Source organism: Rhodococcus sp. NPDC076796, assembly GCF_040702765.1.
Classification (GTDB): domain Bacteria; phylum Actinomycetota; class Actinomycetes; order Mycobacteriales; family Mycobacteriaceae; genus Rhodococcoides.
On record NZ_JBFBMS010000003.1, the window covers coordinates 226,805 to 253,353 of the forward strand.

Below are 26,549 nucleotides of genomic sequence, written 5' to 3' on the forward strand. Positions count from 1 at the left end.
GATGTACTCCTCGATCGATTCTTCTGGCCAGGAAGGCCTCCGACAGCCTATCGGCAACGGTCCACTCGATTGGCCTCAGCGCGACGCGTGAAGTCAGATCGGGCTTTCGAGCCACGTCCAGTCGAGCCCGATCCAGCCCCCGACCAACGCGAACGTGCCCAGTAGCCACAGCGTTGCCAGCACGACGACCGTGGTGAACAGCACGCCGAGGCCCTTGACGAACATCGATTGCGTCGAGAACCACGCCATGAATGCGTCGTATCTCTTGCGGACGAATCGCAGCGCACTCTTGGCCCAGGCGAATTCCGAGGCCAGGATGCCCAGGCCCGCGAAGACGATCAACCAGCCGGGCCCCGGATACGGAATGGCGAGCACACCCAGCACCAACACGACTGTTCCGACGACTCCGACCGTTATTCGGTACGCGAGATCGAGGGACTTGTTCTCGGCGATGCGCGCCCGGAAGCGCCGGTGCTTCACCTTGGCTGTGTCCATCGGACCCTGGTCGGCGACGGCCCGGGGCTTCGACTGTTCGGTGCTCACCGGCTCAGGCTACCGGCCCCGAACGCAAGAAGGCCCACACCGACGAGCGGTGTGGACCTTCTTTTCTGTGGTCCCGGCTGGGATCGAACCAGCGACCTTCCGCGTGTGAAGCGGACGCTCTCCCACTGAGCCACGGGACCGAACGAGGCAAAACATTAACACGAGGTGCCACGGCGAACCGAATCGCCTGCCCGATCACCGAATACGTCGCCGGACCGCCTCCACTGGGCTGCTCTCGCCTCTGCTTTCACATCTTTCACATGCGTGAATCGTTCGAATTCCGCAGCTGACCACGAGATTTGTGAGTTTCACTCCCGTTGGGTTAATGTTTTCCCCGCACCACGGAGACAGCAACTGCCCAGCAGTGAACGCCTCCGGGGTATGCGGATGTGGCGCAGTGGTAGCGCATCACCTTGCCAAGGTGAGGGTCGCGGGTTCGAATCCCGTCATCCGCTCGAGGGTCTCGACCCATGGTGGAGTGGCCGAGTGGTGAGGCAACGGCCTGCAAAGCCGTGCACACGGGTTCGATTCCCGTCTCCACCTCGCTAGTGCATCGGTTGCAAGACCGATGCGAGGACACGCGCGATTAGCTCAGCGGGAGAGCGCTTCCCTGACACGGAAGAGGTCACTGGTTCAATCCCAGTATCGCGCACCAGAAGTAAGACCAGGTCAGGCCCCCTTTCGAGGGGGCCTGACCTGTTTGTGCCGGAGTCTTTGTGCCGGAGTCGCCTTCGATCCGTGCTGCCCGATGTCATGAAGAGACCTGTGTGCGGGTCCGTCCGGTAACCAGATAACCGAATGCCGTGGCCATTACGTACATGAGGAACGAGTAGACCGCGGCCGGTATCGCCACCTCGGTGCTTTGGAGCACGCTCAACGCGACTGTGAGGGCAACGGTGGTGTTATGGATTCCGATTTCCATCGAGATCGCGATGGACTGCGGCTCACCCATCTTCAGCAGTCGCGCAGCACCGTAGCCGATGGCAAGGCTTGCCAAGCAGAACAATCCCGTCACCAGTCCGACCTGTTCGAGGTAACCGACAACGTTGGATCGCTCGCCGACAAGGGCGCCGACCGCCACCAACACCAAGATGACGATCGAGAAGATCCGGACCGGTCGATCCGCGCGTTCGGCGAACGCCAGGGAGCGATTGCGCACCAGCATTCCGAGTGCCACCGGAATCAGCACGATAGCTATGACCTGCACTATTTTGCCGAACTGCAGGCCCAATTCACCGTCTGCATCGAAGTAAGCGATGGCGAAGTTGGTGATGACGGGAATGGTCACGGCCGCCAGAACCGAATTGACCGCGGTCAATGTGATGTTGAGTGCCACGTCCCCACGGAACAGGTGCGAGAACAGGTTCGCGGTGGTCCCGCCCGGAGAGGCGGCCAGCAGCATCACTCCGACAGCCAGCAATGGCGGCAGGTCGAACAGCAGAATCAGTCCGAATGCGAGAACAGGAAGAACCAAGATTTGGAGAGCCAGGGCCATCACAACGGCTCGCGGCGTGCGCGCGGTGCGTCGGAAATCCTCGACGGTCAGCGACAGTCCGAGTCCGAACATGATGATCGCGAGTGCGATGGGCAGAAACGTCGAGATCAATACCGAGTCGTCCATGGATTCCTTCTGGTGCGGGAAACGTGAGATGAGTGTGCGGCATTCGTCCGTTTCTGGCGAGAGTTCGATGAAGAGAATGGAAATGAGTTGTTCGGGTCACGCGGTCGATTCGACCTCTTCGACGGGTCATCGGCGCTCATCCCGAAATCAATTGTGGTGATTCACGCCATAGAAGTGCACAGTGGAGACGACGCACACACTTCGACGGAAGGACACTCACGTGTCGGACGATGCTCAGAGCGAACCCACAGTCGATGACGCCACCCTGGAGGAGGCGAAGAAGTCCGTGGAGGGCCTCGACGACCGGTATCGACCCGGTGCCCGGCCCACCGTGGCCCTTCCGGGAACCAACGGCACCGTCGCCGGGACCGCCTTCGCGGACATGGTCGACGACAACGGTGAGATGGTCGACGCCGATGACCAGGACTCCACCGACTCCGACGGCTCTGCTGACGACGCTGACACGGATCACGTCGACACCCAGGAAAAGGTAACGTCCTCGAACGATGCCTGAACTCGATGGACCCGACGCCCCCGCCGACATCGATTTCGGCGGGGGCGTCGCCTTTCTGCACACACCCTCGATACCGTCACGCGGCGGCCTCGTTCTGACGCACGGTGCGGGCGGAAACTGCGAGTCGCTGCTGCTGCAGCGCATCGCCACGGTATGGACAGCAGTCGGGTTCACGGTGCTGCGGTTCGACCTTCCCTTTCGAGTACGCAAGCCCAAGGGACCGCCGCACCCGTCCCGGTCGGCCGAGGACAGGCTGGGCATCGCCGAGGCCGTCGAACGCCTTCGCGCCGAGACCGACGGATTCATCGCATTCGGTGGGCATTCCTACGGTGGCAGGCAAGGGTCGATGATCGCGGCCGAACAACCGGGCCTCGTCGACGGACTCGTCCTGACGTCCTATCCCCTGCACCCGCCGGGCAAGCCGGAGAAGGCTCGTACGCAGCACCTCCCCGAACTGCGAACACCGACGGTGGTGGTGCACGGCACGAAGGACCCGTTCGGCACCACTGCCGAACTGAGCGCTGCGCTCGCGCTCGTCCCGGCACCGACACTGCTCGTCGACCTCGAGGGTGCAGGCCACGACCTCACCCCGACCAAGTACGACGCAGCGGCGAAGACCCTTGCCGGTGCCGCCTCGTTGTTCGGTGCCCCGACGTCCGATTCGTCGGTTGTCGTCCCGCTCTTCGACCCGTCGCGCTGAAGTGGTCTACTAAGGCATGCCGACCTGGGGATGGTTCATCGTGGCGTTGGTCCTCGTCGACGCCGCGGTGCTCGCGGCGTGGCTGTTGGCCCGCAAGAAGCCCGGCTCGTCCCCGGAGACGTCGCGCAACATCAGGCTCGTCGGTCTCGACGAGAGCGCCCGCGCAGACATTCATCAACTGCTGGCTGCGAACAAGAAGGTCCAGGCCATCAAGGTCTTTCGTGAACGAACAGGTGCCGGGCTCCTCGACGCGAAGAACGCGATCGACAGCGTGCAGCGCGGCGAGCCGTTTCCGTCCTCGGCCACCATCACCGACGCCGCGCAATCCGGTCCGACACCCTGGGACGATCTGATCCCGCGCCTGCAGTCGCTGAAATCGGAGGGCAAGGCGATCTCGGCCATCAAACTGCTACGCGACCGAACCGGTCTGTCGTTGCGCGATGCCAAGAACGCGGTGGATCTGCTGTGACCGTGCGCGTGGCAGCACTCGCCGATGCACATCGCGTCGCCGAGGTGGCCGCGTCGACCTTTCCGCTCGCCTGCCCGCCGGGAACCCGGCCCGAGGACATCGAGCAGTTCATCTCGAATGTGCTGTCGGCCGAGCACTTCGAGAACTACATCGCCGACGCGACCAGAACGGTCCTCGTCGACGAGACAGCCGGCGCAGACGTGGTGGGCTACGCGATGCTCGTATCCGGGACGCCCACGGACCCGGACATTCGCGCGGCCCTCTCGCACCAGCCGGCCATGGAGATCAGCAAACTCTATGTGCAACCGACCCAGCACGGCAGCGGAGCCGCGGGCCGATTGATGTCGTCGTCGCTGTCTCACGCCCGCGACTCCGGTTGTGCCGCAGCATGGTTGGGTGTCAATCAGCAGAACGTGCGGGCGCAGAAGTTCTACGCCAAACACGGATTCGAGATCGTGGGCACCAAGACGTTCGTCGTCGGAGTCCAGACGCACGACGACTACGTCATGCAGGTGACGCTGTGACGACCGCTCAGCCGACTGCAGCGAAACGAGACAACGCGAGCAGACGCGAGGTGGCGCGCAGGTACTTCTTGCGGTAGCCGCCTGCCAACATCTCCTCGGTGAAGATCTCGTCGAGCTTGCCGCCCGAGGCCGTCACCGGAATGCCCGCGTCGTAGAGGCGATCGGCGAGGACGACCAGGCGCAGAGCGATGGCCTGATCCGATGCCGGGTGCACGTTCTTCAGGAACACCGCAGGAATGCCGTCGAGCAACTTGCCGTAGCGCGAGGGGTGCAGCGTGCTCAGATGCGCCAGCAGCTCGTCGAAGTCGTCCAACGTTGCGCCCTCGACGGTGTCGGCGCGGTCGATCAGCTCGGACTCGGACGTGGGCTCGGGAGCCGGGGGCAGATCGCGGTGGCGGTAGTCGGGTCCATCGACCCGGATCGACTCGAAGATCGAGCCGAGCTTCTTGATCTCTCGCATGAAGTCCTCGGCGGCGAAACGACCCTCACCGAGCTGCCCGGGCAGGGTGTTCGACGTCGCGACGATGGACACTCCGCGCTGCGAGAGCTCGGAGAGCAACCGAGAGACCAACATCGTGTCGCCGGGATCGTCGAGCTCGAACTCGTCGATGCACAGCACGCTGTGGTTCGAGAGCTCCTCGAGCGCCTTGTTGAAGCCGAGAGCACCGACCACGTGGGTGAGTTCGACGAACGTACCGAACGCCTTGGGCTCGGGAACGCTGTGGTAGATCGAGGCGAGCAAGTGAGTCTTGCCGACGCCGAAGCCGCCGTCGAGGTACAGGCCTGCACCGATGGCCGGGGTCTTCTTGCCGAAGAGACCGCGCTTGCCCTTGCCGCGGATCTTCTGCACCTTGTTCGCGAACTCCTCGGCCTTCGCGACCGCCGCAGCCTGCGTCGGCTCCTTGGGGTCGGGAATGTACGAAGAGAAACTGACGTCGTCGAACATCGCCGGCGGGACCATCTGCGCGATCAACTGATCGGAGGGGACCACGGGATTTCGGTCGACAAGGCGTGCGGGCATTTGTCGAGCGTAACGACGTGGTCTGATCTCTCTCATGCAGCTTCTCCATATTGGGACCTACTTCACATCGGGGCAGACAACCGAGTCCGCGCCCGCCGTCGGATCGACACTCGACGACGATGCAGTCCGCGTCCTGCACGCGTACCCGACCGACCTGGACCGACCGTGGATCCGCACGAACTTCGTCGCCAGCATCGACGGATCGGTCACCGCGAACGGTAAGTCGGCGGGCCTGGGAACCCCCGCAGACGCCCGATTGTTCGGCATTCTGCGAGAACTGTGCGACGCCGTGCTGGTCGGTGCCGGAACCGCCCGCGCCGAGAACTACGGCGGCGTCTCACTGTCCGCCGAAGCGAAGGCACGGCGGGTGGCCGGCGGACTCGCACCGGTTCCGACGATCGTGGTGGTCACCGCCTCCGGTTCGATCGAGGCAGATTCTCGATTGATCACCGAGACCGAAGTGCAGCCGGTGGTGCTGACCTCGGCGGCTGCGGACGGCTCGAAAGTGGCGGCGCTTCGTTCGGCGGGTGCGACCGTGATCGAGGTGTCCGGCGAATCGGTGTCGACCGTCGACATCGTTGCGACACTGACCGACCTCGGATTCCGCCGCATCCTGTGCGAGGGCGGACCAGGACTGTTCGGGCAGCTCGTCTCCGACGGGGCGGCGGACGATCTGTGCCTGACGATCTCGCCGATGCTCGTCGCCGGAGAAGCGGGCCGGATCGCCCACGCCGGCGGCGCGTCCGACACAGCGATGCACCGGGCACACGTTCTGGGCGATGTGGACGGAACGCTGCTCACGCGCTGGGTGCGTCAGGCATGAGCAGCGCGCCGTCCGGCACCGATCGAAAAGTCGATAGCCTCGCACGGTGACGCAGAAACGAACGATGCTCGCCGCGGTCCTCGTCCTCGCCACGATGTGCGCGGCCTGTGGTGCCGGCCCGTCGCTCCGACCCGACGTCGCGGTCGAACAGCGCTCCCCCGGTCAGCCGGGCGAGCCCTCGACGGACGCACCCCCGGAACCGGTCGCACTTGCCGTGCCGACCAACGATCTCGCCTGGGCCGACTGCACCGCAGCCACACTCGGCACGTTCGGGCTCACCTCAACCACTCCCGGCCTGACACTCGAATGCGCAGAGTACGAAGCAGACGTGGATGCGAGCGGGCAGATGTTCGGCACCTTCGCCGTCGGCGCGCTGCGAGCCCGACTCGACAGAACGCCCAGCGATGCGGGACCGCTGGTGTTCACGTCCGGTTCGGATCGGTCGTCGATCGGCACGTTGGCCACGATGGCCGCAGGCCCGCTCGCGACGCTGCTCGAGGCTCATCCCATTGTTGCGGTGGATCGACGCGGCATCGGCCGATCCACCGCCGTGGTCTGTATCGACGACATCCCCCAGTCTCCTACCAAGTCTGCTGTCGATGCGCTTGGGCAGTTCACCAGATCCGATGCCGACGCCGTCGACCGCGCTGTCGACGCAGGTCGTGACGCCACGATCGAGTGCACCGACACGTTGCAACCGCAGGAGCTCGCGTTCGGAACCACCTATGCCGCGGACGATCTGGACCGTCTGCGGCAACTCTGGGGTGTGGAACAGATCGGCCTGATCGGCTCGGGCAACGGCGCGCTCACCGCGTTGGCCTACGCAGCGAAGTTTCCGGCCAACATCTCGCGCCTGATCCTCGATTCACCGACCGGAGTGGGCGCCGATCAGATCACGTTGGCAGAGCAGCGGACACAGGGCAAGGAAGCAGCCTTCAGAGCGTTCACGCAGCGATGCGTCGCGCTGAACTGCTCGCTCGGCAGCGATCCGACGGCCGCCGTCGCCCAGCTGCTCCGACGCGCCGCCGGTGGCGAATTCTCACCGCTGTCCACCCACGAGATTCTCGACGGCATCACTTTCGCCCTCGCGTCGACAGCAGGCGACGCGTCGTCACGGGCCACCGGGCTGTCCACTGCACTGTCCTCGGCCGCCGGGTCCGACACCACTGCACTGTCGGCCCTCGCCGAGCGGGGTCGGAACGCCTACAGCACCGACGGGCAATTCGTGTCTCGCTGCACGGACGGGCAGCAGTGGCCGTCACCGCAGGGCGTTCGCGACCTGACGTCGCAGTGGACCGAGCGCTACCCGATCTACGGCACCGACGCCGCACTGACGGCTCTGCTGTGCTCGTCCTGGCCGACGGCTCCCTCCACTCCGCTGCCCACCTCTCTGGATGTCCCGGTGTTGGTCCTGTCCAATGCAGGCGACCCGATCGCCGGCAACGGCGGGCTGTCCTCGGTCACCGGGTTGGTCGGGGCTACCGGTGCAGGCGTCGCCTCGGCCGCGTGGCAGGGCAGCGGGCATCCGAGCCTGGGCGGATCGCAGTGTCTGCAGAGCGCTGCGGTGAACTACGCACGCGACACCGCGCTTCCGACCGACGGCACCGTCTGCCCCGCCTGAACCGGGTGCCCATCGCGGGGTGTCCTTCGCCGGTGCGGTCACCGCCTCGGGTACCGTTCCCGGGTGTCACTAAGCTTTCTGGAGCCGCGGTCAGGGCGGACGACCGCCGAGGTAATCAAGTACGCCCTGTGGCCGATCGCCATCATGACCGTCATCCAGCGCGTGGTGATCAAGGCGGTCAACGGAGACATCACCAACGATTTCAACCCGGTGTACAGCGCCGCCCTGGCATTCCTCAACCGCCAGCCGGTGTACACGGCGAACTTCGACTCGGTCGATCCGCACTATCTGTACCAACCGAGCGCAACGATGCTGCTCTCCCCCATTGCCTTCATCGACCCCGAGCGGTCCCGCTGGCTGTTCATCATCGCCAGCACCGTCGCGATTCTGCTGGCGCTGTACATCCTGTTGCGGATCTTCGGATTCCGGATCGATTCGGTAGCGGCCCCCGCTCTCCTGCTGGCCGCCTTCGTCAGCGAAACAGTTACCAACACCTTGGTGTTCACCAACTTCAACGGCTTCGTGCTTCTCGGTGAGGTGGCCTTCCTCGGGTTCCTCCTCCAGCGCAAGGACCTGTCGGCGGGCGTCGCCATGGGTCTGACTCTGGCGATCAAGCCGATGCTCGCGCCGCTGCTGCTGCTTCCGCTGATGACGCGTCAGTGGAAGGTCTTCATCACCTCGATCGCGATCCCCGTGGTGATGATGGCCATCGCCTGGCCGCTGTCGGTGGATCCGATGAACTTCATCGATCGGACGCTGCCGTACCTGCTGCAGACCCGCGACTACTTCAACAGCGCTGTCGTCGGTAACGGCCGCTACTACGGTGTTCCCGAACTCCTCACCCTCGGAATCCGAGCGGTACTGGGAATCATGGTTCTGATCTCGCTGTGGCTGCTCTACCGATACTGCCGCGAGGACCGACTCTTCTTCTTCGCGACCACCTCGGGCTTGATCCTCACCGCACACTGGCTGTTGGGCTCCCTCGGCCAGATGTACTACTCGATGATGCTGTTCCCGCTGCTGATGACCGTCGTGCTGAAGAACTCGCTGCTGCGCAACTGGCCGGCCTGGCTCGCAATCTACGGGTTCATGAACTACGACCGATGGCTCTCGGGCCGCTGGATCGAAACCGGCCGCGCCTTGGACTACCTCCGCACCACCTTCGGCTGGGCACTGCTGATCGTCGTCATCTTCGGCGTCCTCGTCGGACGCTATTTCGCCGCTCGAAGCGAGGGACGACTCGACGACGGAATCGAACCCAGCTACCTGTTGCCGAGCGCTCCACCAGCGAAAACGGCATAGCCCGACAAATCGTATTAGCGTGTGAGCATGAGTTCAGCTACCGACAACAATTCCGCCCCGGCCGTCCAGCTCACCGATGCACAGTGGCGCGAGAAGCTGACCCCCGAGGAGTACGCGGTGCTGCGGCAGGCAGGCACCGAACGCCCCGGCGTCGGCGAATACACCGACACCACCACCGAGGGCATCTACGAATGCCGCGCCTGCGGTGCCGAACTGTTCCGTAGTACCGAGAAGTTCGAATCGCATTGCGGCTGGCCGTCCTTCTTCGACCCGGCCGACAGCGACGCCGTCATCCTCAAAGAGGACACCACGCTCGGAATGCGCCGCGTCGAGGTCATCTGCCGCACCTGCCACAGCCACCTCGGCCACGTCTTCGAGGGCGAGGGCTACCCCACCCCGACCGATCAGCGGTACTGCATCAACTCGATTTCTTTGACGCTCAAGCCTGCATCCTGATCGGTCCGGAAAGTCCGGAGATCGCCGTGCTGAACAGCAAGTCATGAGCTGCGAATACGCCGAACCGCAGTCATATAATTCCTGAATTTACTTTTGATTTGCTCAATACATAGAGTAAATTTTACTGTCATGGCTACGTCGATCAAGACTTTCTGGTGGCGCCAGGTGAAGCTCACTGGCGTCAGACCCAATTTCGGCGATGAATTGACACCCGGACTGGTGCGATCACTCTTCGGGCAGAAATGTTCCTGGCGTCGTGCGAAGCGGAGCGACATGATCGGGGCAGGTTCCACTCTCGAAATGGTCCAGCTCATGCAGGCGCGGAAGGGTCTCAAGGTCTGGGGTTCGGGATTCATGCTCAGCGACACTGCCCACGAAAAAGACTTCAGCTACCCCGACTTCGACTTCTATGCGGTGCGCGGGCAGCTGTCATTGAGTCGCATCAAGGCCGAGCGCAAGGTCGCGGTCGGGGACCCCGGGCTCTTGGCGAACAGGGTTTACTCACGCTCGCCGCGGATACCTGGTCGAATCGGCCTTGTCTACCACTGGGTGCACAAGAAGGATCCCGTGGTGCTCGCGCTTGCGCGAGAAAAGAACGTCACGTTGATCGACCCGTCCCGCAAGCCGGCCAAGGTCATCGCCGACATCACCGCATGTGACTTCGTGATGTCGACGAGTCTGCACGGCTTGATCGTCGCTGACTCGTACGGCATCCCCAACGCGTGGATAAAGCTGCCACAGGACATAGGCGGCAACGGATACAAATTCGACGACTATTACTCCGCTTTCAACCGAGAAGCTGTCCAGCATTCGTCGGACCTTGCGCGTGATCACCAGAAAATCGCGCAGCTTCGGGAGGAATATCGACCGATCCCTAATCTGACGGAAATCCAAGACGATCTGATCGCCGCATTTCCGTTCGCTCCGCGCTACACGGCCTGAATTCAGCAGGCCGAGAACAGAGCCGAACATCGTTCGGCCCCAGTCGTTCGTCTGCTACGACGGTGCATACTGTGAGCATGCGCACTTTCACTTCAGCAGAGCAGATCAAAGCCGCCGTCGGCGAAGACCTGGGAACCAGCGATTGGCTGCAGATCACCCAGGAGCGGGTGAACACCTTCGCCGACGCCACCGGCGATCACCAGTGGATCCACGTCGACGTCGAGCGGGCGAAGAAGGAAAGCCCGTTCGGCGCACCGATCGCCCACGGATTTCTGAGCCTGTCCCTGGTGTCGATGCTCAACTGGCAGATCTACACCATCGAGAACACCAAACTCGGAATCAACTACGGCTCCAACAAGGTCCGCTTCATCAACCCGGTGAAGGTCGGATCCCACGTACGCCTGCAGACCACCCTCGTCTCCGTCGAGGAAGTATCCGGCGGAGCACTGCAGATAGTGACCGCGGGAACGTTGCAGATCGAGGGCGAGGACAAGCCGGCGCTCGTCGCCGAGATCATCTCTCGGGTCGTGTTCTGACCCCGGACCGAACAGGTGGATCGAACGCGGTGATCGGCGGCAACGGCTCGTCGTAGCGTTCGATCTCCACCAACACGTGCTGGCCGGTGCACCCGCGAGACAACGCGGACGATCCCTCGTCTGCGGTCAGCACGTTGACGCTGCCGTGCTTGCACATCGACCCGGGATCGGCCGGATCCTCAGGGTCGTACCAAGCCCCGGTGGACAACTGCACGACCGACTCCAGCATCGCGTCGTCGACCACCACACCGGCCAGGCACGAACCGCGATCGTTGAAAACCCGCACGACGTCCCCGTCCGAGACTCCCCTGGCTGCGACCGCCGACGAGTGCATCCGAATCGGCTCCCTACCCTGAATCTTCGAGTTACGGCTCACCGCACCGTGATCGAGCTGACTGTGCAACCTGGTGCGCGGCTGGTTGGCGATCAGGTGCAACGGAAACTGCTCGGCCCTCGGCCCGCCGAGCCATTCCTGCGGCTCGAACCACATCGGATGCCCACGGCAGTCCTCGTAGTCGAAGCCCGCCACTGTCGCCGAGAAGATTTCGATCTTCCCGCTCGGGGTGCGCAACGCGTTGCCCACCGGGTCGCGTCGGAAATCCTCGAAGAACGTCAGATCGTCCTCGGTCTTCATCCGAAACGACCCCTCGCGCCGGAAATTTTCGTATTCCGGAGTATCGACGCCCCCGGCACGTAGATACCCGCGCCACTGCTCGTACAGATGCTCGAGCCACTGCTGCGAGCTACGCCCCTCGGTGAACTGCTCGCCCACACCGAGTTTCGTCGCCAGCTCGGCGAACGCGTCGTAATCGTCGCGGGAGTCGGCGAAGCGCTCGGCGGCGGGCGACATGGCGACGAGCAAGGGATCGTTGCGCGTGCAGCTCAGATCCGATCGCTCCAACGACGTGGTCGACGGGACGACGATGTCGGCGTGCTTGGCCATCGGTGTCCAGTACGGGTCGTTCACCACGACTGTGTCGGTTCTGCCGAGAGCGCGGCGCAGCCGCCCCAGATCCTGGTGGTGGTGGAACGGATTTCCGCCGGCCCAGTAGACGATCTTGATGTCCGGGTAGGTCAATCGCTTACCGTCGTAGTCGAATTCACCACCGGGATTCAGCAGCATGTCCGAGACCGCGGCGACCGGAATCAGGTCGGGTACGGGATTGATACCTTGCGGCAGGGTCGGCAACGGATACGGCACCGGGGCCAGACCGGGCTCGTTCATCGACCCGTACCCGTGCCCGAATCCTCCACCCGGAACACCGATTCCACCGAGCATCGACGCCAAGGTGACGCCCATCCACGGTGCCTGCTCCCCGTGCCTCGTCCGCTGCAGCGACCAGGTGACCGTCACCATCGTGCGTTTCGACGCCATCTCCCGAGCGAGATCCGCGATCACCGCGGCCTCGATGCCGCAGATCGCAGACGCCCACTGCGGGGTCTTGGGGGTTCCGTCAGTGATACCGAGGAGGTATCGCTCGAATTCGGGGTATCCCTCGCAGTACTTCTCCAGAAACGCTGTGTCGTGCAGCTTCTCGTCGGCGAGTACGTAGGCCAGAGCCAGCATCATCGCCACGTCGGTACCGGGCCGCGGAGTGATCCATCGCGCGTCGCCGCTGAGGTCGCTGCGGAGCGGACTCACGGTGACGATCTGCCCACCGCGGGCGCGCATCGCGTCGAGCGAATCAACGGTCGGGTGGTCCGATGTACCGCCGTGATTGATGCCGGTGTTCTTCACCGGAACTCCGCCGAATGCCACCAACAATTCGGTATGTGCGGCAATCACGTTCCAGGATGTGGAGCGCGAGAACATCTTCCAATGCGCACCGAGAACGTGCGGCATGATGACGCCGGTCGCACCGAGGGAGTAGCTGTGCACCGATCGCGTGTAACCGCCGATGCAGTTGAGGAAGCGATGCACCTGACTCTGCGCGTGGTGGAAGCGTCCGGCACTCGCCCAACCGTACGACCCGCCGTAGATCGCGTTGTTGCCGAATGTGTCGACGACTCTGCGTAATTCGGCCGCCAGCAGATCGGTGAGCTCGTCCCAGGACACCTCGACGAACTCGTCGCTGCCACGCTTGTCGGTCGGCCCCGGCCCGTCCTCGAGCCAGCCCCTACGCACCGCCGGGGAGGTGACGCGCGATCGATGAGTCACCGACCCGACGAGGTTCCCCAGTACCGGGGAGGGATTTCTGTCGGTCGGCTGGGGATGGACCGCAGTGACGTCGCGTCCGTCCGACTCGGCCCTGAACATGCCCCAGTGGCCCATGTGCTGGACGCCGGCCACTCCAGTCATCGAACCACCCCGGTCATCGAACCACCGCGGTCATCGAATCCCGAACGCGCTCAACGCTGCCAGCAGTGCATCGGGCCGCTGGGCCGTCGGCACCGGCTCCACGAGAGCGAAGCTGCATCCGATCTCCTGCGCGGCACCGTCGGCCTCGGCACTGTCGCCCACCATCAACGTCCGGGAGGGATCGACGCCCAGGGCCGCGACCGCGTGCCGGAAGATCTCCGGTTGCGGTTTGACGTGACCGACCTCGAACGAGAGCACGAAGTGATCGACGTACCGATCGAGATCGCGATCGACGAAGGCAGGCCGGATGTCGAACGCGATGTTGCTGAGCACACCGACCCGAACCGACTCGCGCGCAAGTCTTTTCAGCACCGCCTCGGTGTCCGGATACGGTGTCCACGAGTCTGCGTCGATCACGCGGCCGTACACCGACTCGGCCTGCTGTGGGTCGGTGACACCGGACTGAGCCAGCACGTGCAGATACGCCTGTCGGTGCAGCGCTGGGTCGAGGTCTCGGTTTCGCCAGGCATGACGCGTCGCGTCGTCGAACTCGACCGTCTCCCCCACCGGCGCGGTCATCCGACGCATCAGTTCCGCGGCTCCCGCACCGTCGACGGGGGTGCCGTCGGCATCGCGGACGCCGTCGAACCAGGAGGGGTGTTCCTCGAGCCTGAACAACGTGCCCGAGAAGTCGAACAGGACGGCCTCGATCGTGGGTGTGCCCGTCGTCGTCACGGCAGGGATTCGACGAGCGCGTCCACCTCGACCCGAGGGCCGGTGAAGAACGGGGTCTCCTCGCGAACGTGTCGCCTCGCCTCGGTGGCCCGCAGGTCACGCATCAGGTCCACGATGCGATCGAGTTCGGGGGCCTCGAAGGCCAGGATCCACTCGTAGTCGCCGAGTGCGAACGACGGCACGGTGTTCGCCCGCACATCCTTGTAGCCACGTGCAGCCATACCGTGATCGGCGAGCATCGTGCGGCGCTCGTCGTCGGGCAGCAGGTACCAATCGATCGAGCGGACGAACGGGTAGACGCAGATGTACGCGCCCGGATCCTCACCGGCGATGAACGCCGGGACGTGGCTCTTGTTGAACTCGGCCGGACGGTGCAGCGCGGTGTTGCTCCACACCGGAGTGCTCGCCTTGCCCAGCGCGGTGGTGCGACGGAAATCGGAATACGTCGCCTGCAGGTCCTCGATGCGCTCGGCATGCGTCCACACCATGAAGTCGGCGTCGGCGCGCATACCGGCGATGTCGTACACCCCGCGCACTGCGACACCCTTGTCTTCACGACCTTCGAAGAACACCTTCGCTTCCTTGGCGGCCGCGGCCCGATCCTCGCCCAGAACGCCGGGCGTGACCTTGTAGACCGAGAACATCAAGTAACGAAGAGTCGAATTGAGCGCTGAGTAATCGAGGCGTGCCATGGCCCTATCGTGCCACTTCGATCAGACGGGCGGCAGCGGTGGTGGCGGACGCAATACACGCGGGCACCCCGACACCGCGCTGCCAGGCCCCGGTGACCTCGAGGCCGGGTAGGTCTGCGACTCCGGCCTCGATGGCGGCCACGCGATCGAGGTGCCCCGGCGCGTACTGCGGCAGGCCTCCCGGCCAGCGCTGCACGGTCGCGGCGAGCGGCTGCACATCGATTCCGGCTACCGTGCGCAGATCGTTCAAGGCCGTCTCGATCGACTCGGCGTCGGATCGGTCCGCCGCCGTGGTGTCACCGAAACGGCCGAGCGAGGCCCGCAGGAGCACCGCGTCACGCTCCCCCAGGTGCGGCCACTTGCGGCTCGACAGGGTGAATGCCTTCACGTCCAAGCCCGCGTCCGTGGCCACCAGGATTCCCGAATTCTGCGGCAGCTCCGTCGTCTTGGGGAAAGCGAGCGCGACGACGACCGAGGACGCCAGTTCTATGTCGCCTGCGGCCTGCGACGCCGCGGGCGCCACCTCGCCGATGAGCCGACCCAGAATCGGGGCAGGGACCGCCAGCACCACTCCGTCGACGAGTCCGAGTCCATCGACGAACCAGCCGCCGGCCTCGCGGCGGATCTTCTCGACGCCTGCTCCCACGACCGTCCTGGCATCGGTTGCAGCGACGAGTGCATCGAGCAACACCGCATAACCGTCGCGTAGCCCGCCGAACACCGGTCCCGGCGACGGCGTGGGCAGCGCTGCCAGCACGGCCTCGGTCAAGTTCCCCGCTCCGTCGTCCAACGCGGCAGCCAACGTGGGCAGTGCCGCGCGGACGCCGATGGAACTCGACGAACCGGAGTACACGCCGCCGAGCAACGGATCGACCGAACGGCTGACCACCTGGGGGCCGAACCTGGAGCCCACGAGATCGGCCACACTCACGTCCGAACCCGCCGTCCATGCGAAGGGCCGCGCGGTCTCGGTCTCGATGAGGTGCAGGTCTTCGGGGTCCACCAGACCCCGGACCGAATCGGCGGACGACGGGATGCCCATCAGAGTGCCGAGCGGGAGCGCGTGCGTTCGACCGCCGGAGAAGACGAGCGGACGCACCGGTGCCGGATACACCAGCTGATCCGACAGACCGAGCTCGGCGAGCAGTGCCGGCACCTCCGGACGTCGACCGATGAAGGCCTCCGCACCGACGTCGAGCGAGTCCGTGCCGACCGCGGTGGTGCGCAGCGTGCCGCCGATGCGAGACGAGGCCTCGAGCAGAGTGATCTCGGCATCCGGCCCGCAGGACTGCCGAAGGCGATACGCCGCGACGAGGCCGGAGATTCCGCCGCCGACCACGGCATATCGCCGCACTGTCACAACGAATGCACCAGCGACACCACTCGCGTCAGAATCTCGGGATCGGTGTCGGGAAGCACTCCGTGTCCGAGGTTGAACACATGTCCGCGCGCACCGGCCGCCACCGCGCGGTCTGCATCGGCGGCAATGCGTCGAACTTCCGTCTCCACGGCATCCCAGCCCGCGAACAGCACCGCTGGATCGAGATTGCCCTGCAGAGCCTTGCCGTTGCCGACACGATGCACGGCGTCGTCGAGTGGGATCCGCCAGTCGACGCCGACCACATCGGCACCGGCCTCACCCATCGCCCCGAGCAACTCTCCGGTTCCGACGCCGAAGTGGATCTTCGGCACTCCGGCCGAGGACACTGCCTCGAACACTCTCTGCGAGTGCGGTAAGACGTATTCGCGGTAGTCGGCGAGGGACAACGCACCCGCCCAGGAGTCGAACACCTGCACTGCGTCGACGCCTGCGGCCAGCTGAGCCTGCAGGAAGGTGATGGTCGTGGTGGCCAGTGCGTCGAGCAGGGCGTGCCAGGTGGCCGGATCGGACCGCATGAGTGCCTTGGTCTTCTCGTGATTGCGACTCGGGCCGCCCTCGACCAGATACGACGCGAGGGTGAACGGAGCGCCTGCGAAACCGATGAGCGGTGTACCGGAGAGTTCGCGGGTGAGGATCCGTACTGCATCGGCCACCGGCTCCACCTGATCGGAAGTCAGGACGGGAAGTGCGGCTACGTCGGCAGCCGACCGCACCGGCTGCGCGACGACCGGCCCGGTGCCTGCGACGATGTCGAGATCGATACCGGCGGCCTTGAGCGGAACAACGATGTCCGAGAACAGGATTGCCGCGTCCACGTCGTGCCGACGAACAGGCTGCAGGGTGATCTCGGCCACGAGGTCGGGTCGGAAGCACGAATCCAACATGCCGATGCCGGCGCGAATCTTGCGGTACTCGGGCAGCGACCTACCTGCCTGGCGCATGAACCACACCGGCCGACGCGAGGGAGCTCGACCGGCGATCGCGGCCAGGAACGGCGCGTCCGGGAGTTCTCGACGGGCGGGGGCTGTGGCGTGCAGTTCGGCGTTCATCGGGTTCCATGCTGCCACGCGTCGGTAAAGCTCCTGCCACCAAGGGCGACACACCCACTTCGGTTGCATCACGGCTCGGCGCGCCTCCGCCTGACCGCAACGTGACGCGTCTAACGTCCGGTGACGTGACCGAATCCCAATCCACCGCCGAACCTGCGCCGTTCCGCGCCGCCATCGACGCGATGCATCGGGCTCAGGTACACCCGGCGATCGAAATCGGTCCGATCCGGCCGCCGCAGCGTCTCGCCCCCTACAGCTACGCGATCGGTGCCGAGGTAAAGCACCCCGATTCCGACCAGGTCGACGAGCAGAGTGACGGCGACGCCTTCGGCCGCCTGATTCTGCTGTACGACCCCGACGGCGCGGAGGCCTGGAACGGCACGCTTCGACTGGTCGCGTACATCCAGGCGGACGTCGACGAATCCCTCGCCGACGATCCCCTGCTCCCCGAGGTCGGGTGGAGTTGGCTGGTCGACGCGCTGGAGTCACGGTCGGAGCCGCTGAACGCACTCGGTGGCACGGTCACCTCGACCAGCTCGGTGCGCTACGGCGACATCGCCGGGCCACCCAAGGCCCACCAGCTCGAACTGCGCGCCTCGTGGACGGCCACGTCCGAGGACCTCTCGACGCACGTCGAGGCGTTCTGCGAGGTGCTCGCCTACGCGGCCGGTCTACCGCCGGCGGGCATCACCACCCTCGGTCAGCGCAGTTCCAGCCGGACATAGTGGACGGTCCCTCGACCCGCAGGGCTTAGAGTCACATCTCATGTCAGCCGAGAGTTCTCCCGAGACCACGCCGGACGACGAGGCGAACGAGCCTGTCGCCGTCCCGCTACTGGCCCCGGCTGACGGCGTACCCGACGTGGTCGACACACCGGACGCAGTGCGCTCGGCTGCCGCTCTGCTCGCCGCAGGTCACGGCCCCCTCGCCGTCGACGCCGAACGCGCCTCCGGCTTCCGCTACTCCCAGCGCGCCTACCTACTGCAGTTCCGTCGCCGCGGCGCAGGCACGGTTCTGCTCGATCCGATTCCGGTCACCGGCGACCTAGCTCCGCTCGCCGAGGTGATCAACCCGCTCGAATGGGTACTGCACTCCGCCGATCAGGACCTACCGGGACTCGCCGAACTCGGCCTGATACCCGACACGCTCTACGACACCGAACTGGCAGGACGCCTCGCCGGATTCGATCGAGTCGGACTCGGTGCCATCGTCGAACGCACTCTCGGACTGGCCCTGCAGAAAGGCCACGGGGCCGCCGACTGGTCCACCCGCCCCCTGCCCGACACCTGGCTCAACTACGCCGCGCTCGACGTCGAGGTTCTTCTCGAACTGCGCGACGCGATGGCCGAGGAGCTCGAACAACAAGGCAAGACGGAATGGGCAGCACAGGAATTCGCCCACATCCTCACCCTCGGGCCGCCCAAACCCAAGACCGACAGATGGCGTCGGACATCGGGGATCCATGCGATCAAATCTCCCCGCACCCTCGCTGCCGTTCGCGAACTGTGGACCACGCGAGACGAACTGGCGGCCAAGCGTGATGTGGCACCGAGCCGGGTGCTGCCCGACTCGGCGATCGTGGCGGCGGCAACAGCGGACCCGAAATCCTCGCGGGAGCTCGAGCAACTGCCGGTCTTCGGCGGTCCCCGTCAGCGCAGATCGTCCCGATTGTGGGCCTCGGCCCTGACCCGCGCCCGGGCACTTCCGACCTCCGAATTACCTTCGATGGCAGCCTCTTTCGACGGTCCACCGCCGGTCAATCGGTGGGCTCGCCGCGATCCCGATGCAGCAGCGCGACTCGCCGACGTTCGAGCCGCGATGACCGCGCTCAGCGAATCGGTTGCGGTGCCGGTCGAGAATCTGTTGATGCCGGATCTGTTGCGCCGCCTGGTGTGGGATTGGCAGAGTCCGACCGATCCCGACGTCGACCCTGCCGAGCTGATCGACGCCCGACTGGCCGAGGGCGCGGCCCGACCCTGGCAGCGGACGCTGGTGGTGCCGGTACTGGCGAAGGCACTACACCCTTCCCAAGTTACCGACGGGTAATACCGGCTACAGTAGGACACGCGTCCGGGCACCCGGGCGAGTCGTCCGCATCTGTCGGGAGGATCCAAAAGCGTGTCTGTACCCGCGTCCACCAGCTCACAGAGGAATGTTGTCTTCGTCGACGGCATCCGTACCCCGTTCGGCAAAGCAGGCCCCAAGGGCATGTACGCCGACACTCGCGCAGACGACCTCGTCGTCAAGACAATCCGCGAACTTCTTCGCAAGAACCCCAACCTCCCTCCCGAGCGCATCGACGAGGTCGCGATCGCCGCGACCACGCAGACCGGTGACCAGGGCCTGACCATCGGCCGTACGTCCGCACTGCTCGCCGGACTCCCCCGCAGCGTCCCCGGCTTCGCCATCGACCGCATGTGCGCGGGCGCGATGACCTCGGTGACCACCACCGGATCGGGCATCGGCTTCGGCCAGTACGACGTCGTCATCGCCGGTGGCGTCGAGCACATGGGCCGCCACCCGATGGGTGAAGGCGTCGACCCCAACCCGCGCTTCCTCGCCGACAAGCTCGTCGATCCCAGCGCGCTGGTCATGGGCAACACCGCCGAGAACCTGCACGACCGGTTCCCGAGCATCACCAAGGACCGCACCGACGCATACGCCGTCGCCAGCCAGAACAAGTACGACGCCGCCAAGAAGGCCGGCTTCATCGCCGACACTCTCGTGCCCGTCGCCACCAAGTCCGCCGCAGGCTGGGGCCTGGCCACCGAGGACGAGCCGCCTCGCCCCGGCACCACCGTCGACGATCTGGCGAAGCTCAAGACGCCGTTCCGGCCCGCAGGTCGCGTCACCGCAGGCAACGCCGCCGGACTCAACGACGGTGCCACCGCCGCGATTCTCGCCGGTGAAGACACCGCGCACGAGCTCGGACTGAACATCGGCATGCGAATGGTCGGCTTCAGCTTCGCAGGCGTCGACCCGGCCGTCATGGGCATCGGACCGGTCCCCGCGACCGAGAAGCTGCTCGGCCGAACGGGATTGAGCATCGAAGACATCGGCCTGTTCGAGATCAACGAGGCCTTCGCCATCCAGGTTCTCGCCTTCCTCGAGCACTACGGCATCGCCGACGACGACCCCCGCGTCAACCAGTGGGGCGGGGCCATCGCGTGCGGCCACCCCCTCGCATCCTCGGGCGTCCGCCTGATGACCCAGCTGAGCCGCCAGTTCGCTCAGCAGCCCGACGTGCGCTACGGCCTGACGACCATGTGCATCGGTCTCGGCATGGGCGGCACCGTCATCTGGGAGAACCCCAACCACGCTGACTACTCAGGAGCGAAGGCATGAGCGACATCACCACAGCGTTCACCGACGAGGTAGTCACGAACGCGTTCACCAAGATCGTCTCCGTACCGGGGCTCGACGGCTCCATCGCCCTCGTGACGCTCGACAACGGCTTCGATCACACCAAGCCGTCGACCTTCGGTCCCGGCGGACTGGCCAAGTTCGACGCCGCACTCGACGAAGCATTCGCAGCGAACCCGGTGGCCATCGCCGTCACCGGCAAGCCGTTCATCTTCGCCGTCGGTGCCGACCTCAACGGTGTGCCGAACATCAAGACCAAGGACGAGGCGCTGCAGATCGGGCAGCTCGGCCACAAGGTGTTCCGTCGCCTGCGCGAGTCGACGATTCCGACGTTCGCCTTCATCAACGGTGCTGCACTCGGCGGCGGCCTCGAAGTGGGACTGCACTCGCACTACCGCACCGTCGCCGAGAACGCTGCCGCGCTCGGTCTGCCCGAGGCCTTCCTCGGCCTGGTACCGGGATGGGGCGGAACCCAGTTGCTGCCCAACATCATCGGAGCCTCGAACGCCGTCACCGTCGTCATCGAGAACGCGCTGAACCAGAACCGCGTCCTCAAGCCGCAGCAGGCACTCGACCTCGGCATCGCCGACGCCCTCTTCGGCGGAGCCGACTTCCTCGAGCAGTCCCTCGCGTGGGCTGCTCAGGTCATCAAGGGCGAGATCGTTCCCAACCGTCCCGAGATCGACCGCGGTCAGGCCTGGGACGACGCCATCGCCCGCGCCAAGGGGATCGTCGCCGGCAAGACCAACAACTTCGCCCCCGGACCCGTCGCTGCGGTGGAACTGCTCGAGCTCGCCAAGGGCACCGACATCACCGACTCGGCCTCGCTCGACAAGGCCTTCGCGGCCGAGGACGAGGCGCTGTCCACGTTGCTGGTCAAGGACGAGCTCCGCGCCGGGCTGTACGCCTTCGATCTGGTGCAGAAGCGCGCGAAGCGTCCCGCCGGTGCACCCGACAAGTCGTTGGCGCGCAAAATCTCCGGTGTCGGCATCGTCGGTGCCGGCTTGATGGCCAGCCAGCTTGCTCTGCTGTTCGTGCGGCAGCTGAAGGTGCCGGTGATCCTCACCGACATCGATCAGGAGCGCATCGACAAGGGCGTCGGCTACGTCCACGGGGAGATCGACAAGCTGCTCGGCAAGAAGCGCCTGTCCCCCGATGCCGCAAATCGGTTGAAGGCGTTGGTGTCCGGCTCGATCGACAAGTCCGCATTCGCCAAGACCGACTTCGTCATCGAGGCCGTGTTCGAGAACCTCGACGTCAAGAAGAAGGTGTTCGCCGAGGTCGAGGAATTCGTCTCTGCCGAAACGATTCTTGCGACCAACACGTCCTCGCTGTCGATCACCAAGATGGCTGCAGACCTGAAGCACCCCGAGCGCGTCGTGGGCTTCCACTTCTTCAACCCCGTCGCGGTCCTGCCACTGCTCGAGGTCGTCAAGGGTGAGAAGACCGACGATGCCACCCTCGCAACGGCATTCGCGACGGCCAAGACCCTCAAGAAGTCGGCCGTGTTGTCGGCGGATCTCCCCGGATTCGTCTTCAACCGTCTCGTCACGCGCGCGTCGAACGAGATCATCAGCGCCATCGACGAGGGCACCCCGTTCGATGTCGCCGACGGCGCAGTGGGCGAACTCGGCATGCCGATGAGCCCGTTGACCCTGCTGGCACTCGTCGGACCGGCCGTCGCGCTGCACACGGCCGAAACACTTGCCGAGGCCTACCCCGAGCGGTTCAAGGACTCCCCCGGATTCCGTGCGCTCGTCGAGGCGAAGAAGCCGGGTGTGTGGACCTACGGACCCGAGGGCCAGGTGGTCGATCCCGAGGTGGCCGCACTGTGGCCGCAGGGTGATTCGCCGTCGACCGCCGAGCAGGTGCTGATGCGTACCCGCAACGCAATCGCCGACGAGATCAAGATCATGCTCGACGAGGGCGTCGTGGCAGCAGCCGAGGACATCGACCTCTGCCTGCTCCTCGGCGGCGGATTCGGCTTCTGGAACGGCGGCATCACGCCGTACCTGGACCGCAGCGGAGCCTCCGAGGCCGCAACCGGTCAGCGCTTCCTCGCCCCTGGTGTAGCCAGCGTCTAGCGTTGCCCGCCGAGTTCGAGGTTGTGGACGGATTTCTCCGGTTTTTCGTCCATGACCTCGAACTCGGCATTTTCATGTCGGGATATGGTCTGACGCCATGAACAACGAACGCGGTCGGCTGATCGGTATCGCCTACCGCATGCTCGGTTCCTACTGCGACGCCGAAGACGCCGCATCCGAGGCTCTCGTTCGCTGGTACCGACTCACCGACGCCCAACGCGACGCCATCGACGTCCCTGCTGCGTGGCTCACCCGAGTGGTCGGCCGCATCTGCCTCGACATGCTCGGATCGGCCCGCGTTCGCCGCGAGAACTACGTCGGGCAGTGGCTGCCGGAACCCGTCCGCGGACTCGACCCCAAGAGTTCGGCCGCCGCCGACCCCGCCGACCGAGTTGCGCAGCAGGAATCGGTGACGTTGGCACTGCTCGTCGTACTCGAATCACTCGGGCCGGCGCAGCGAGTCGCATTCGTACTGCACGACGCGTTCGCCGTGCCGTTCGACGAGATCGCGACCGTTCTCGATCGATCCCCGGCTGCGTGCCGCCAACTCGCCTCTGCCGCACGAACTCACGTGCATTCCCGTCACCGCTCCATCGCCGACCCCCGCGAGCACGACCGCGTCGTGCGGGCGTTCGCCTCGGCCTCCGCAGGCGGGGACATCGCATCCCTCGTCTCGGTGCTCGCGCCCGACGTCACACTGGTCAGCGACGGCGGCGGCCACGTATCCGCGGCCCGCAATGCCGTCCTCGGATCCGATCGAGTCGCTCGCTTCGTCCGCGGCATCACTGCCAAGTCCACCGACCTCGAGTGGTCGATCGAACCCGTCAACGGCCTGTCTGGCATCGTGATCCGGCGCGACGGCGCAGTGTTCGGCGTCATCGCGTTCGACGTAGTCGGGTTCGACACCATCGACGGCGCGGTCTCCAGCATCTGGATCGTGCTGAATCCGGACAAACTCCGGCACTGGGTCTGACACCAGCCATACATTCGGCACGGCTGCGTCGTCAGAGAGTGGAGGGCCGCGCAGTGCGGTCCGCATCGTCTCTCGAGAATCAGGTGGATACGCGATGAAGCTAGCCGTAGCAGGCGGGACCGGAACCGTGGGAGTGCACGTCGTCGAGGTTGCGCGAGAACGCGGACACGAGGTGGTCGTACTGTCGCGATCTGCCGGTGTGGATCTCGTCACCGGGTCAGGACTGTCCGACGCCCTGTCCGGCGTCGACGCGGTGGTCGACGTCGCGTCGACGCAGACGATCTCAGCGAAAGAATCGACGGCGTTCTTCGCTGCCGTCACCCGCAATCTGCTGACGGCGGAGAGCGCAGCCGGAGTCGGTCATCATCTCGCGTTGTCGATCGTGGGGGTAGACGCGGCACCGCACGGCTACTACGCCGGAAAGGTGAAGCAGGAGAGCCTCGTTCGGGCTGGAGCAGTACCCTGGACGATTCTTCGAGCAACCCAGTTCCACGAGTTCGCCGCGCAGATCCGCTCGCAGACCTCGTTCGGTCCACTGACAATCATCCCCAGGATGGTGTCGCAACCGATCGCCGCCCGCGAGGTCGCCGAGCGACTGGTCGACCTGGCGGAGGGTCCACCGGCAGGGCGAGTCGCCGATCTCGGTGGACCACGTGAAGAGCGCATGGCCGAGATGGTGCGTGGTTATGCACGAGCAATCGGTGCTCGCGGTCTGGTACTCGAGGTCCCGATTCCCGGCGCATACGGTCGCGCGATGCGAGACGGAACTCTGGTCACCACGAACGATTCGGATCACGGTTCACAGACCTTCGATCAGTGGTCGGACGCCCAGGCACGCTGACTCGCATCTCGCCGAACTCGAAGTTACGGACGACATTCGAGAGATTTCCGTCCACAACTTCGAGTTCGACAGCGGAATATCGGACAATTCACCTTTTTCGGTGAGCCGATTTCCGCACGCCGCGAATATCGAGACGATTTCACTCCCATTCCGTCGGTGCGAGGACGATGATGGCGATCGACCACCAAGGATGCTGGTTCACCTCGAAAGCTGGGTCACGTGATGACGCAATCCACCGATCGGCACACCGCCAAAGTCATCGGAGTCACGATTGCCGCCGCTGTCGGCGGCTTCCTGTTCGGGTTCGATTCGTCCGTGGTCAACGGCGCGGTGGACTCCATCCAAGAGAACTTCGCGCTGTCGTCCTTCGTCACCGGCTTCGCGGTGGCCATCGCACTTCTCGGGTGTGCCGTCGGAGCTTGGTTCGCCGGCCGTCTCGCCGACAGCTGGGGCCGAAAGAAGGTGATGCTGCTCGGTTCCGCACTGTTCACCATTTCGTCGGTGGGATCCGGGTTCGCGTTCAGCGTTCCGGATCTCATGCTCTGGCGTGTACTCGGCGGCCTGGGCATCGGCATCGCATCGGTGATCGCGCCCGCGTACATCTCGGAGATTGCCCCGGCCCGCTACCGAGGTGGATTGGCCTCGCTGCAACAGCTGGCCATCACCGTCGGAATCTTCGCCGCTCTACTGTCGGACGCGGTGCTGCAGAACGCCGCAGGCGGACCGTCGAACGACCTGTGGTTCGGACTCGAAGCCTGGCGGTGGATGTTCCTGGTCGGCGTCGCACCGGCCCTCGTCTACGGCTTTCTCGCCACTCTGATTCCCGAGTCACCCAGATACCTCGTCGGAAAACACCTCGACGAAGAAGCGGCGCGCATTCTGGGAGACATCACCGGAGAAGTGAACCCGAACGAGAGGGTCAAGGAAATTCGGTTGACCCTGCGCCGGGAATCCAAGTCGTCGTTCGCCAATATTCGCGGACCCAAATTCGGCCTGCAACCGATCGTCTGGGTCGGCATCACGATGGCGATTCTGCAGCAGTTCGTCGGAATCAACGCGATCTTCTACTACTCGACGACTCTGTGGAAGTCCGTCGGATTCAGCGAGAACCAGTCTTTCGTCACCTCGGTGATCACCTCTGTCATCAATGTCTCGATGACGTTCGTCGCCATCCTGTTCGTCGACCGATTCGGCCGACGAAATCTGCTCATGATCGGCTCGATAGGAATGTTCGTCGGCCTCGTTCTCGCGGCCATCTCGTTCACTCAGGCAGTGGGCAGCGGGGACCAACTCGAGTTGCCGTCGCCGTGGGGCCCGGTCGCTCTCGTCGGCGCGAACCTCTTCGTGGTCTTCTTCGCCGCAACCTGGGGACCGATCATGTGGGTGATGCTCGGAGAGATGTTCCCCAACCGAATGCGTGCCGTCGCCCTCGGTATCAGTACTGCGGCCAATTGGATTGCCAACTTCGCGATCACCCTGGCCTTTCCGCCGTTGTCCGACACCGTCGGACTCGGATTCATCTATTCGTTCTTTGCGTTCTTCGCGATCCTGTCTTTCTTCTTCGTCAAGTACAAGGTCAAGGAGACCAAGGGAATGGAGCTCGAGGACATGGAGATCTGACATGCCGATATTCGTGGTCGAATACACCTACACCCCCGAAACATCCTCGGGCCGTGACGATCACCGAACCGATCACCGCGCGTGGCTGCGTGAACTCGAGCGTCGCAAGATTCTCCGATCGTCGAGCCCACTCGCCGATCACAGTGGTGCCACGATGATCGTCGAAGGCACCGACAAGGCAAGTGTGGAGCGGATGTTCGCACACGACCCGTTCGCCCTGGCCCATCTGATAGATCGCGTTCGGATCGAAGAGCGGGTGACAGGGACGTAGCGGATGGTCGAGGTCCGACAACGCCACGCGTCGGAGAACACGACCACCAACCCGATCACCACCGTGACCGGACCGGTGACGGCCGCAGTCCGTGCGGGGACTATCCGATAAACGGTTGATCCGGTCTCGGTTCGGTGCGGCATTCGTGAATCCGTGGCGGGAGTCGAGG

26 protein-coding genes and 4 tRNA genes are annotated in these 26,549 nt (G+C 64.8%); 21 read left to right on the top strand and 9 right to left on the bottom strand.

Translation table 11 applies throughout. The features are described 5' to 3' along the window. Nucleotides 1-93 precede the first annotated feature (93 nt). Nucleotides 94-495: a TIGR02611 family protein gene (locus tag AB0366_RS11230; protein WP_128646443.1), complete on the bottom strand. Its 402-nt coding sequence runs from the start codon at nucleotides 493-495 to the stop codon at nucleotides 94-96. Between the two features lie 116 nt (nucleotides 496-611). Continuing rightward, nucleotides 612-683, bottom strand: a tRNA-Val gene (locus AB0366_RS11235). Between the two features lie 243 nt (nucleotides 684-926). Here AB0366_RS11235 and AB0366_RS11240 point away from each other — a divergent pair. From AB0366_RS11240 to AB0366_RS11250, 3 genes are all read left to right on the top strand, one after another. Beyond that, nucleotides 927-998 (top strand) — tRNA-Gly (locus tag AB0366_RS11240). 17 nt (nucleotides 999-1,015) lie between these two features. Beyond that, a tRNA-Cys gene (locus AB0366_RS11245) sits at nucleotides 1,016-1,086 on the top strand. 37 nt (nucleotides 1,087-1,123) lie between these two features. Beyond that, a tRNA-Val gene (locus AB0366_RS11250) sits at nucleotides 1,124-1,198 on the top strand. A 96-nt stretch (nucleotides 1,199-1,294) separates the two neighbouring features. On the opposite strand, the gene AB0366_RS11255 is transcribed toward AB0366_RS11250, so the two are convergent. After that, complete coding sequence (locus AB0366_RS11255) at nucleotides 1,295-2,164, bottom strand: bile acid:sodium symporter family protein (protein ID WP_366244011.1); 870 nt, start codon at nucleotides 2,162-2,164, stop codon at nucleotides 1,295-1,297. Nucleotides 2,165-2,384: 220 nt separating this feature from the next. Here AB0366_RS11255 and AB0366_RS11260 point away from each other — a divergent pair, with 220 nt between their 5' ends. The 4 genes from AB0366_RS11260 to AB0366_RS11275 are packed head-to-tail and all read left to right on the top strand — an operon-like array spanning nucleotide 2,385 to nucleotide 4,371. Then, nucleotides 2,385-2,678, top strand: coding sequence for a hypothetical protein (locus AB0366_RS11260; protein WP_366244012.1), 294 nt, complete (start codon nucleotides 2,385-2,387; stop codon nucleotides 2,676-2,678). Then, a complete protein-coding gene (locus AB0366_RS11265; RefSeq protein ID WP_366244013.1) occupies nucleotides 2,671-3,378 on the top strand; it encodes an alpha/beta family hydrolase in 708 nt (235 codons plus the stop codon). Before AB0366_RS11260 ends, AB0366_RS11265 begins: the two co-directional genes overlap by 8 nt. Nucleotides 3,379-3,394: 16 nt before the next feature. Continuing rightward, entirely contained in the window at nucleotides 3,395-3,847 is a 453-nt protein-coding gene (locus AB0366_RS11270) for a hypothetical protein (RefSeq protein WP_366244014.1), read from the top strand. Next, on the top strand, nucleotides 3,844-4,371 hold the full coding sequence (locus AB0366_RS11275; RefSeq protein ID WP_366244015.1) for a GNAT family N-acetyltransferase: 528 nt from the start codon (nucleotides 3,844-3,846) through the stop codon (nucleotides 4,369-4,371). Before AB0366_RS11270 ends, AB0366_RS11275 begins: the two co-directional genes overlap by 4 nt. A 7-nt stretch (nucleotides 4,372-4,378) precedes the next feature. Here the strand turns inward: AB0366_RS11275 and zapE are convergent, their stop codons facing one another. Continuing rightward, nucleotides 4,379-5,392, bottom strand: a complete 1,014-nt coding sequence (gene zapE / locus AB0366_RS11280) for a cell division protein ZapE (protein ID WP_094615231.1) — start codon at nucleotides 5,390-5,392, stop codon at nucleotides 4,379-4,381. 34 nt (nucleotides 5,393-5,426) lie between these two features. On the opposite strand from zapE, the gene AB0366_RS11285 reads away from it, so the two are divergent. The 6 genes from AB0366_RS11285 (at nucleotide 5,427) to AB0366_RS11310 (ending at nucleotide 11,072) form a co-directional block, all read left to right on the top strand. Next, entirely contained in the window at nucleotides 5,427-6,215 is a 789-nt protein-coding gene (locus AB0366_RS11285) for a pyrimidine reductase family protein (RefSeq protein ID WP_366244017.1), read from the top strand. Between the two features lie 46 nt (nucleotides 6,216-6,261). Further along, nucleotides 6,262-7,836 carry an alpha/beta fold hydrolase gene (locus AB0366_RS11290; protein ID WP_366244019.1) on the top strand — a complete coding sequence of 525 codons (1,575 nt, stop codon included), beginning with the start codon at nucleotides 6,262-6,264 and terminating at the stop codon, nucleotides 7,834-7,836. 63 nt (nucleotides 7,837-7,899) lie between these two features. Beyond that, nucleotides 7,900-9,138, top strand: a complete 1,239-nt coding sequence (locus AB0366_RS11295) for a glycosyltransferase family 87 protein (protein ID WP_121870006.1) — start codon at nucleotides 7,900-7,902, stop codon at nucleotides 9,136-9,138. Nucleotides 9,139-9,165: 27 nt separating this feature from the next. Next, nucleotides 9,166-9,594, top strand: a complete 429-nt coding sequence (msrB, locus tag AB0366_RS11300; RefSeq protein ID WP_314145437.1) for a peptide-methionine (R)-S-oxide reductase MsrB — start codon at nucleotides 9,166-9,168, stop codon at nucleotides 9,592-9,594. Between the two features lie 312 nt (nucleotides 9,595-9,906). Beyond that, the gene (locus tag AB0366_RS11305; RefSeq protein WP_366244410.1) at nucleotides 9,907-10,536 is read left to right on the top strand and encodes a polysaccharide pyruvyl transferase family protein; all 630 of its coding nucleotides are present in this window, start codon (nucleotides 9,907-9,909) and stop codon (nucleotides 10,534-10,536) included. A 77-nt stretch (nucleotides 10,537-10,613) separates the two neighbouring features. Next, nucleotides 10,614-11,072 carry a MaoC family dehydratase gene (locus tag AB0366_RS11310; protein ID WP_366244022.1) on the top strand — a complete coding sequence of 153 codons (459 nt, stop codon included), beginning with the start codon at nucleotides 10,614-10,616 and terminating at the stop codon, nucleotides 11,070-11,072. Here the strand turns inward: AB0366_RS11310 and AB0366_RS11315 are convergent. The 5 genes from AB0366_RS11315 to hemE are packed head-to-tail and all read right to left on the bottom strand — an operon-like array spanning nucleotide 11,050 to nucleotide 17,228. Further along, complete coding sequence (locus tag AB0366_RS11315; RefSeq protein WP_366244024.1) at nucleotides 11,050-13,371, bottom strand: molybdopterin-dependent oxidoreductase; 2,322 nt, start codon at nucleotides 13,369-13,371, stop codon at nucleotides 11,050-11,052. The genes AB0366_RS11310 and AB0366_RS11315 overlap by 23 nt on opposite strands. Before the next feature lie 30 nt (nucleotides 13,372-13,401). Then, nucleotides 13,402-14,106, bottom strand: coding sequence for an HAD-IA family hydrolase (locus AB0366_RS11320; protein ID WP_366244026.1), 705 nt, complete (start codon nucleotides 14,104-14,106; stop codon nucleotides 13,402-13,404). Beyond that, a complete protein-coding gene (hemQ, locus tag AB0366_RS11325; protein ID WP_121870009.1) occupies nucleotides 14,103-14,798 on the bottom strand; it encodes a hydrogen peroxide-dependent heme synthase in 696 nt (231 codons plus the stop codon). The genes AB0366_RS11320 and hemQ overlap by 4 nt, the downstream gene beginning before the upstream one ends. A 4-nt stretch (nucleotides 14,799-14,802) precedes the next feature. Further along, nucleotides 14,803-16,158: a protoporphyrinogen oxidase gene (locus AB0366_RS11330; protein ID WP_366244029.1), complete on the bottom strand. Its 1,356-nt coding sequence runs from the start codon at nucleotides 16,156-16,158 to the stop codon at nucleotides 14,803-14,805. Then, a complete protein-coding gene (gene hemE / locus AB0366_RS11335; RefSeq protein ID WP_366244411.1) occupies nucleotides 16,155-17,228 on the bottom strand; it encodes a uroporphyrinogen decarboxylase in 1,074 nt (357 codons plus the stop codon). The genes AB0366_RS11330 and hemE overlap by 4 nt, the downstream gene beginning before the upstream one ends. A 125-nt stretch (nucleotides 17,229-17,353) precedes the next feature. On the opposite strand from hemE, the gene AB0366_RS11340 reads away from it, so the two are divergent. The 8 genes from AB0366_RS11340 (at nucleotide 17,354) to AB0366_RS11375 (ending at nucleotide 26,380) form a co-directional block, all read left to right on the top strand. Further along, a complete protein-coding gene (locus AB0366_RS11340; RefSeq protein ID WP_037189453.1) occupies nucleotides 17,354-17,953 on the top strand; it encodes a DUF3000 domain-containing protein in 600 nt (199 codons plus the stop codon). 40 nt (nucleotides 17,954-17,993) lie between these two features. Beyond that, a complete protein-coding gene (locus AB0366_RS11345; protein WP_121870012.1) occupies nucleotides 17,994-19,274 on the top strand; it encodes a ribonuclease D in 1,281 nt (426 codons plus the stop codon). 72 nt (nucleotides 19,275-19,346) lie between these two features. Then, entirely contained in the window at nucleotides 19,347-20,573 is a 1,227-nt protein-coding gene (locus tag AB0366_RS11350) for an acetyl-CoA C-acyltransferase (RefSeq protein WP_366244031.1), read from the top strand. After that, entirely contained in the window at nucleotides 20,570-22,675 is a 2,106-nt protein-coding gene (locus AB0366_RS11355) for a 3-hydroxyacyl-CoA dehydrogenase NAD-binding domain-containing protein (protein WP_366244033.1), read from the top strand. The genes AB0366_RS11350 and AB0366_RS11355 overlap by 4 nt, the downstream gene beginning before the upstream one ends. A 97-nt stretch (nucleotides 22,676-22,772) precedes the next feature. Then, nucleotides 22,773-23,648 carry an RNA polymerase sigma factor SigJ gene (sigJ, locus tag AB0366_RS11360; RefSeq protein ID WP_366244035.1) on the top strand — a complete coding sequence of 292 codons (876 nt, stop codon included), beginning with the start codon at nucleotides 22,773-22,775 and terminating at the stop codon, nucleotides 23,646-23,648. Nucleotides 23,649-23,742: 94 nt separating this feature from the next. Next, nucleotides 23,743-24,489: an SDR family oxidoreductase gene (locus tag AB0366_RS11365; RefSeq protein ID WP_366244037.1), complete on the top strand. Its 747-nt coding sequence runs from the start codon at nucleotides 23,743-23,745 to the stop codon at nucleotides 24,487-24,489. 222 nt (nucleotides 24,490-24,711) lie between these two features. Continuing rightward, the gene (locus AB0366_RS11370; protein WP_366244039.1) at nucleotides 24,712-26,109 is read left to right on the top strand and encodes a sugar porter family MFS transporter; all 1,398 of its coding nucleotides are present in this window, start codon (nucleotides 24,712-24,714) and stop codon (nucleotides 26,107-26,109) included. Between the two features lies 1 nt (nucleotide 26,110). Continuing rightward, entirely contained in the window at nucleotides 26,111-26,380 is a 270-nt protein-coding gene (locus tag AB0366_RS11375) for a YciI family protein (RefSeq protein WP_121870015.1), read from the top strand. Nucleotides 26,381-26,549 lie beyond the last annotated feature (169 nt).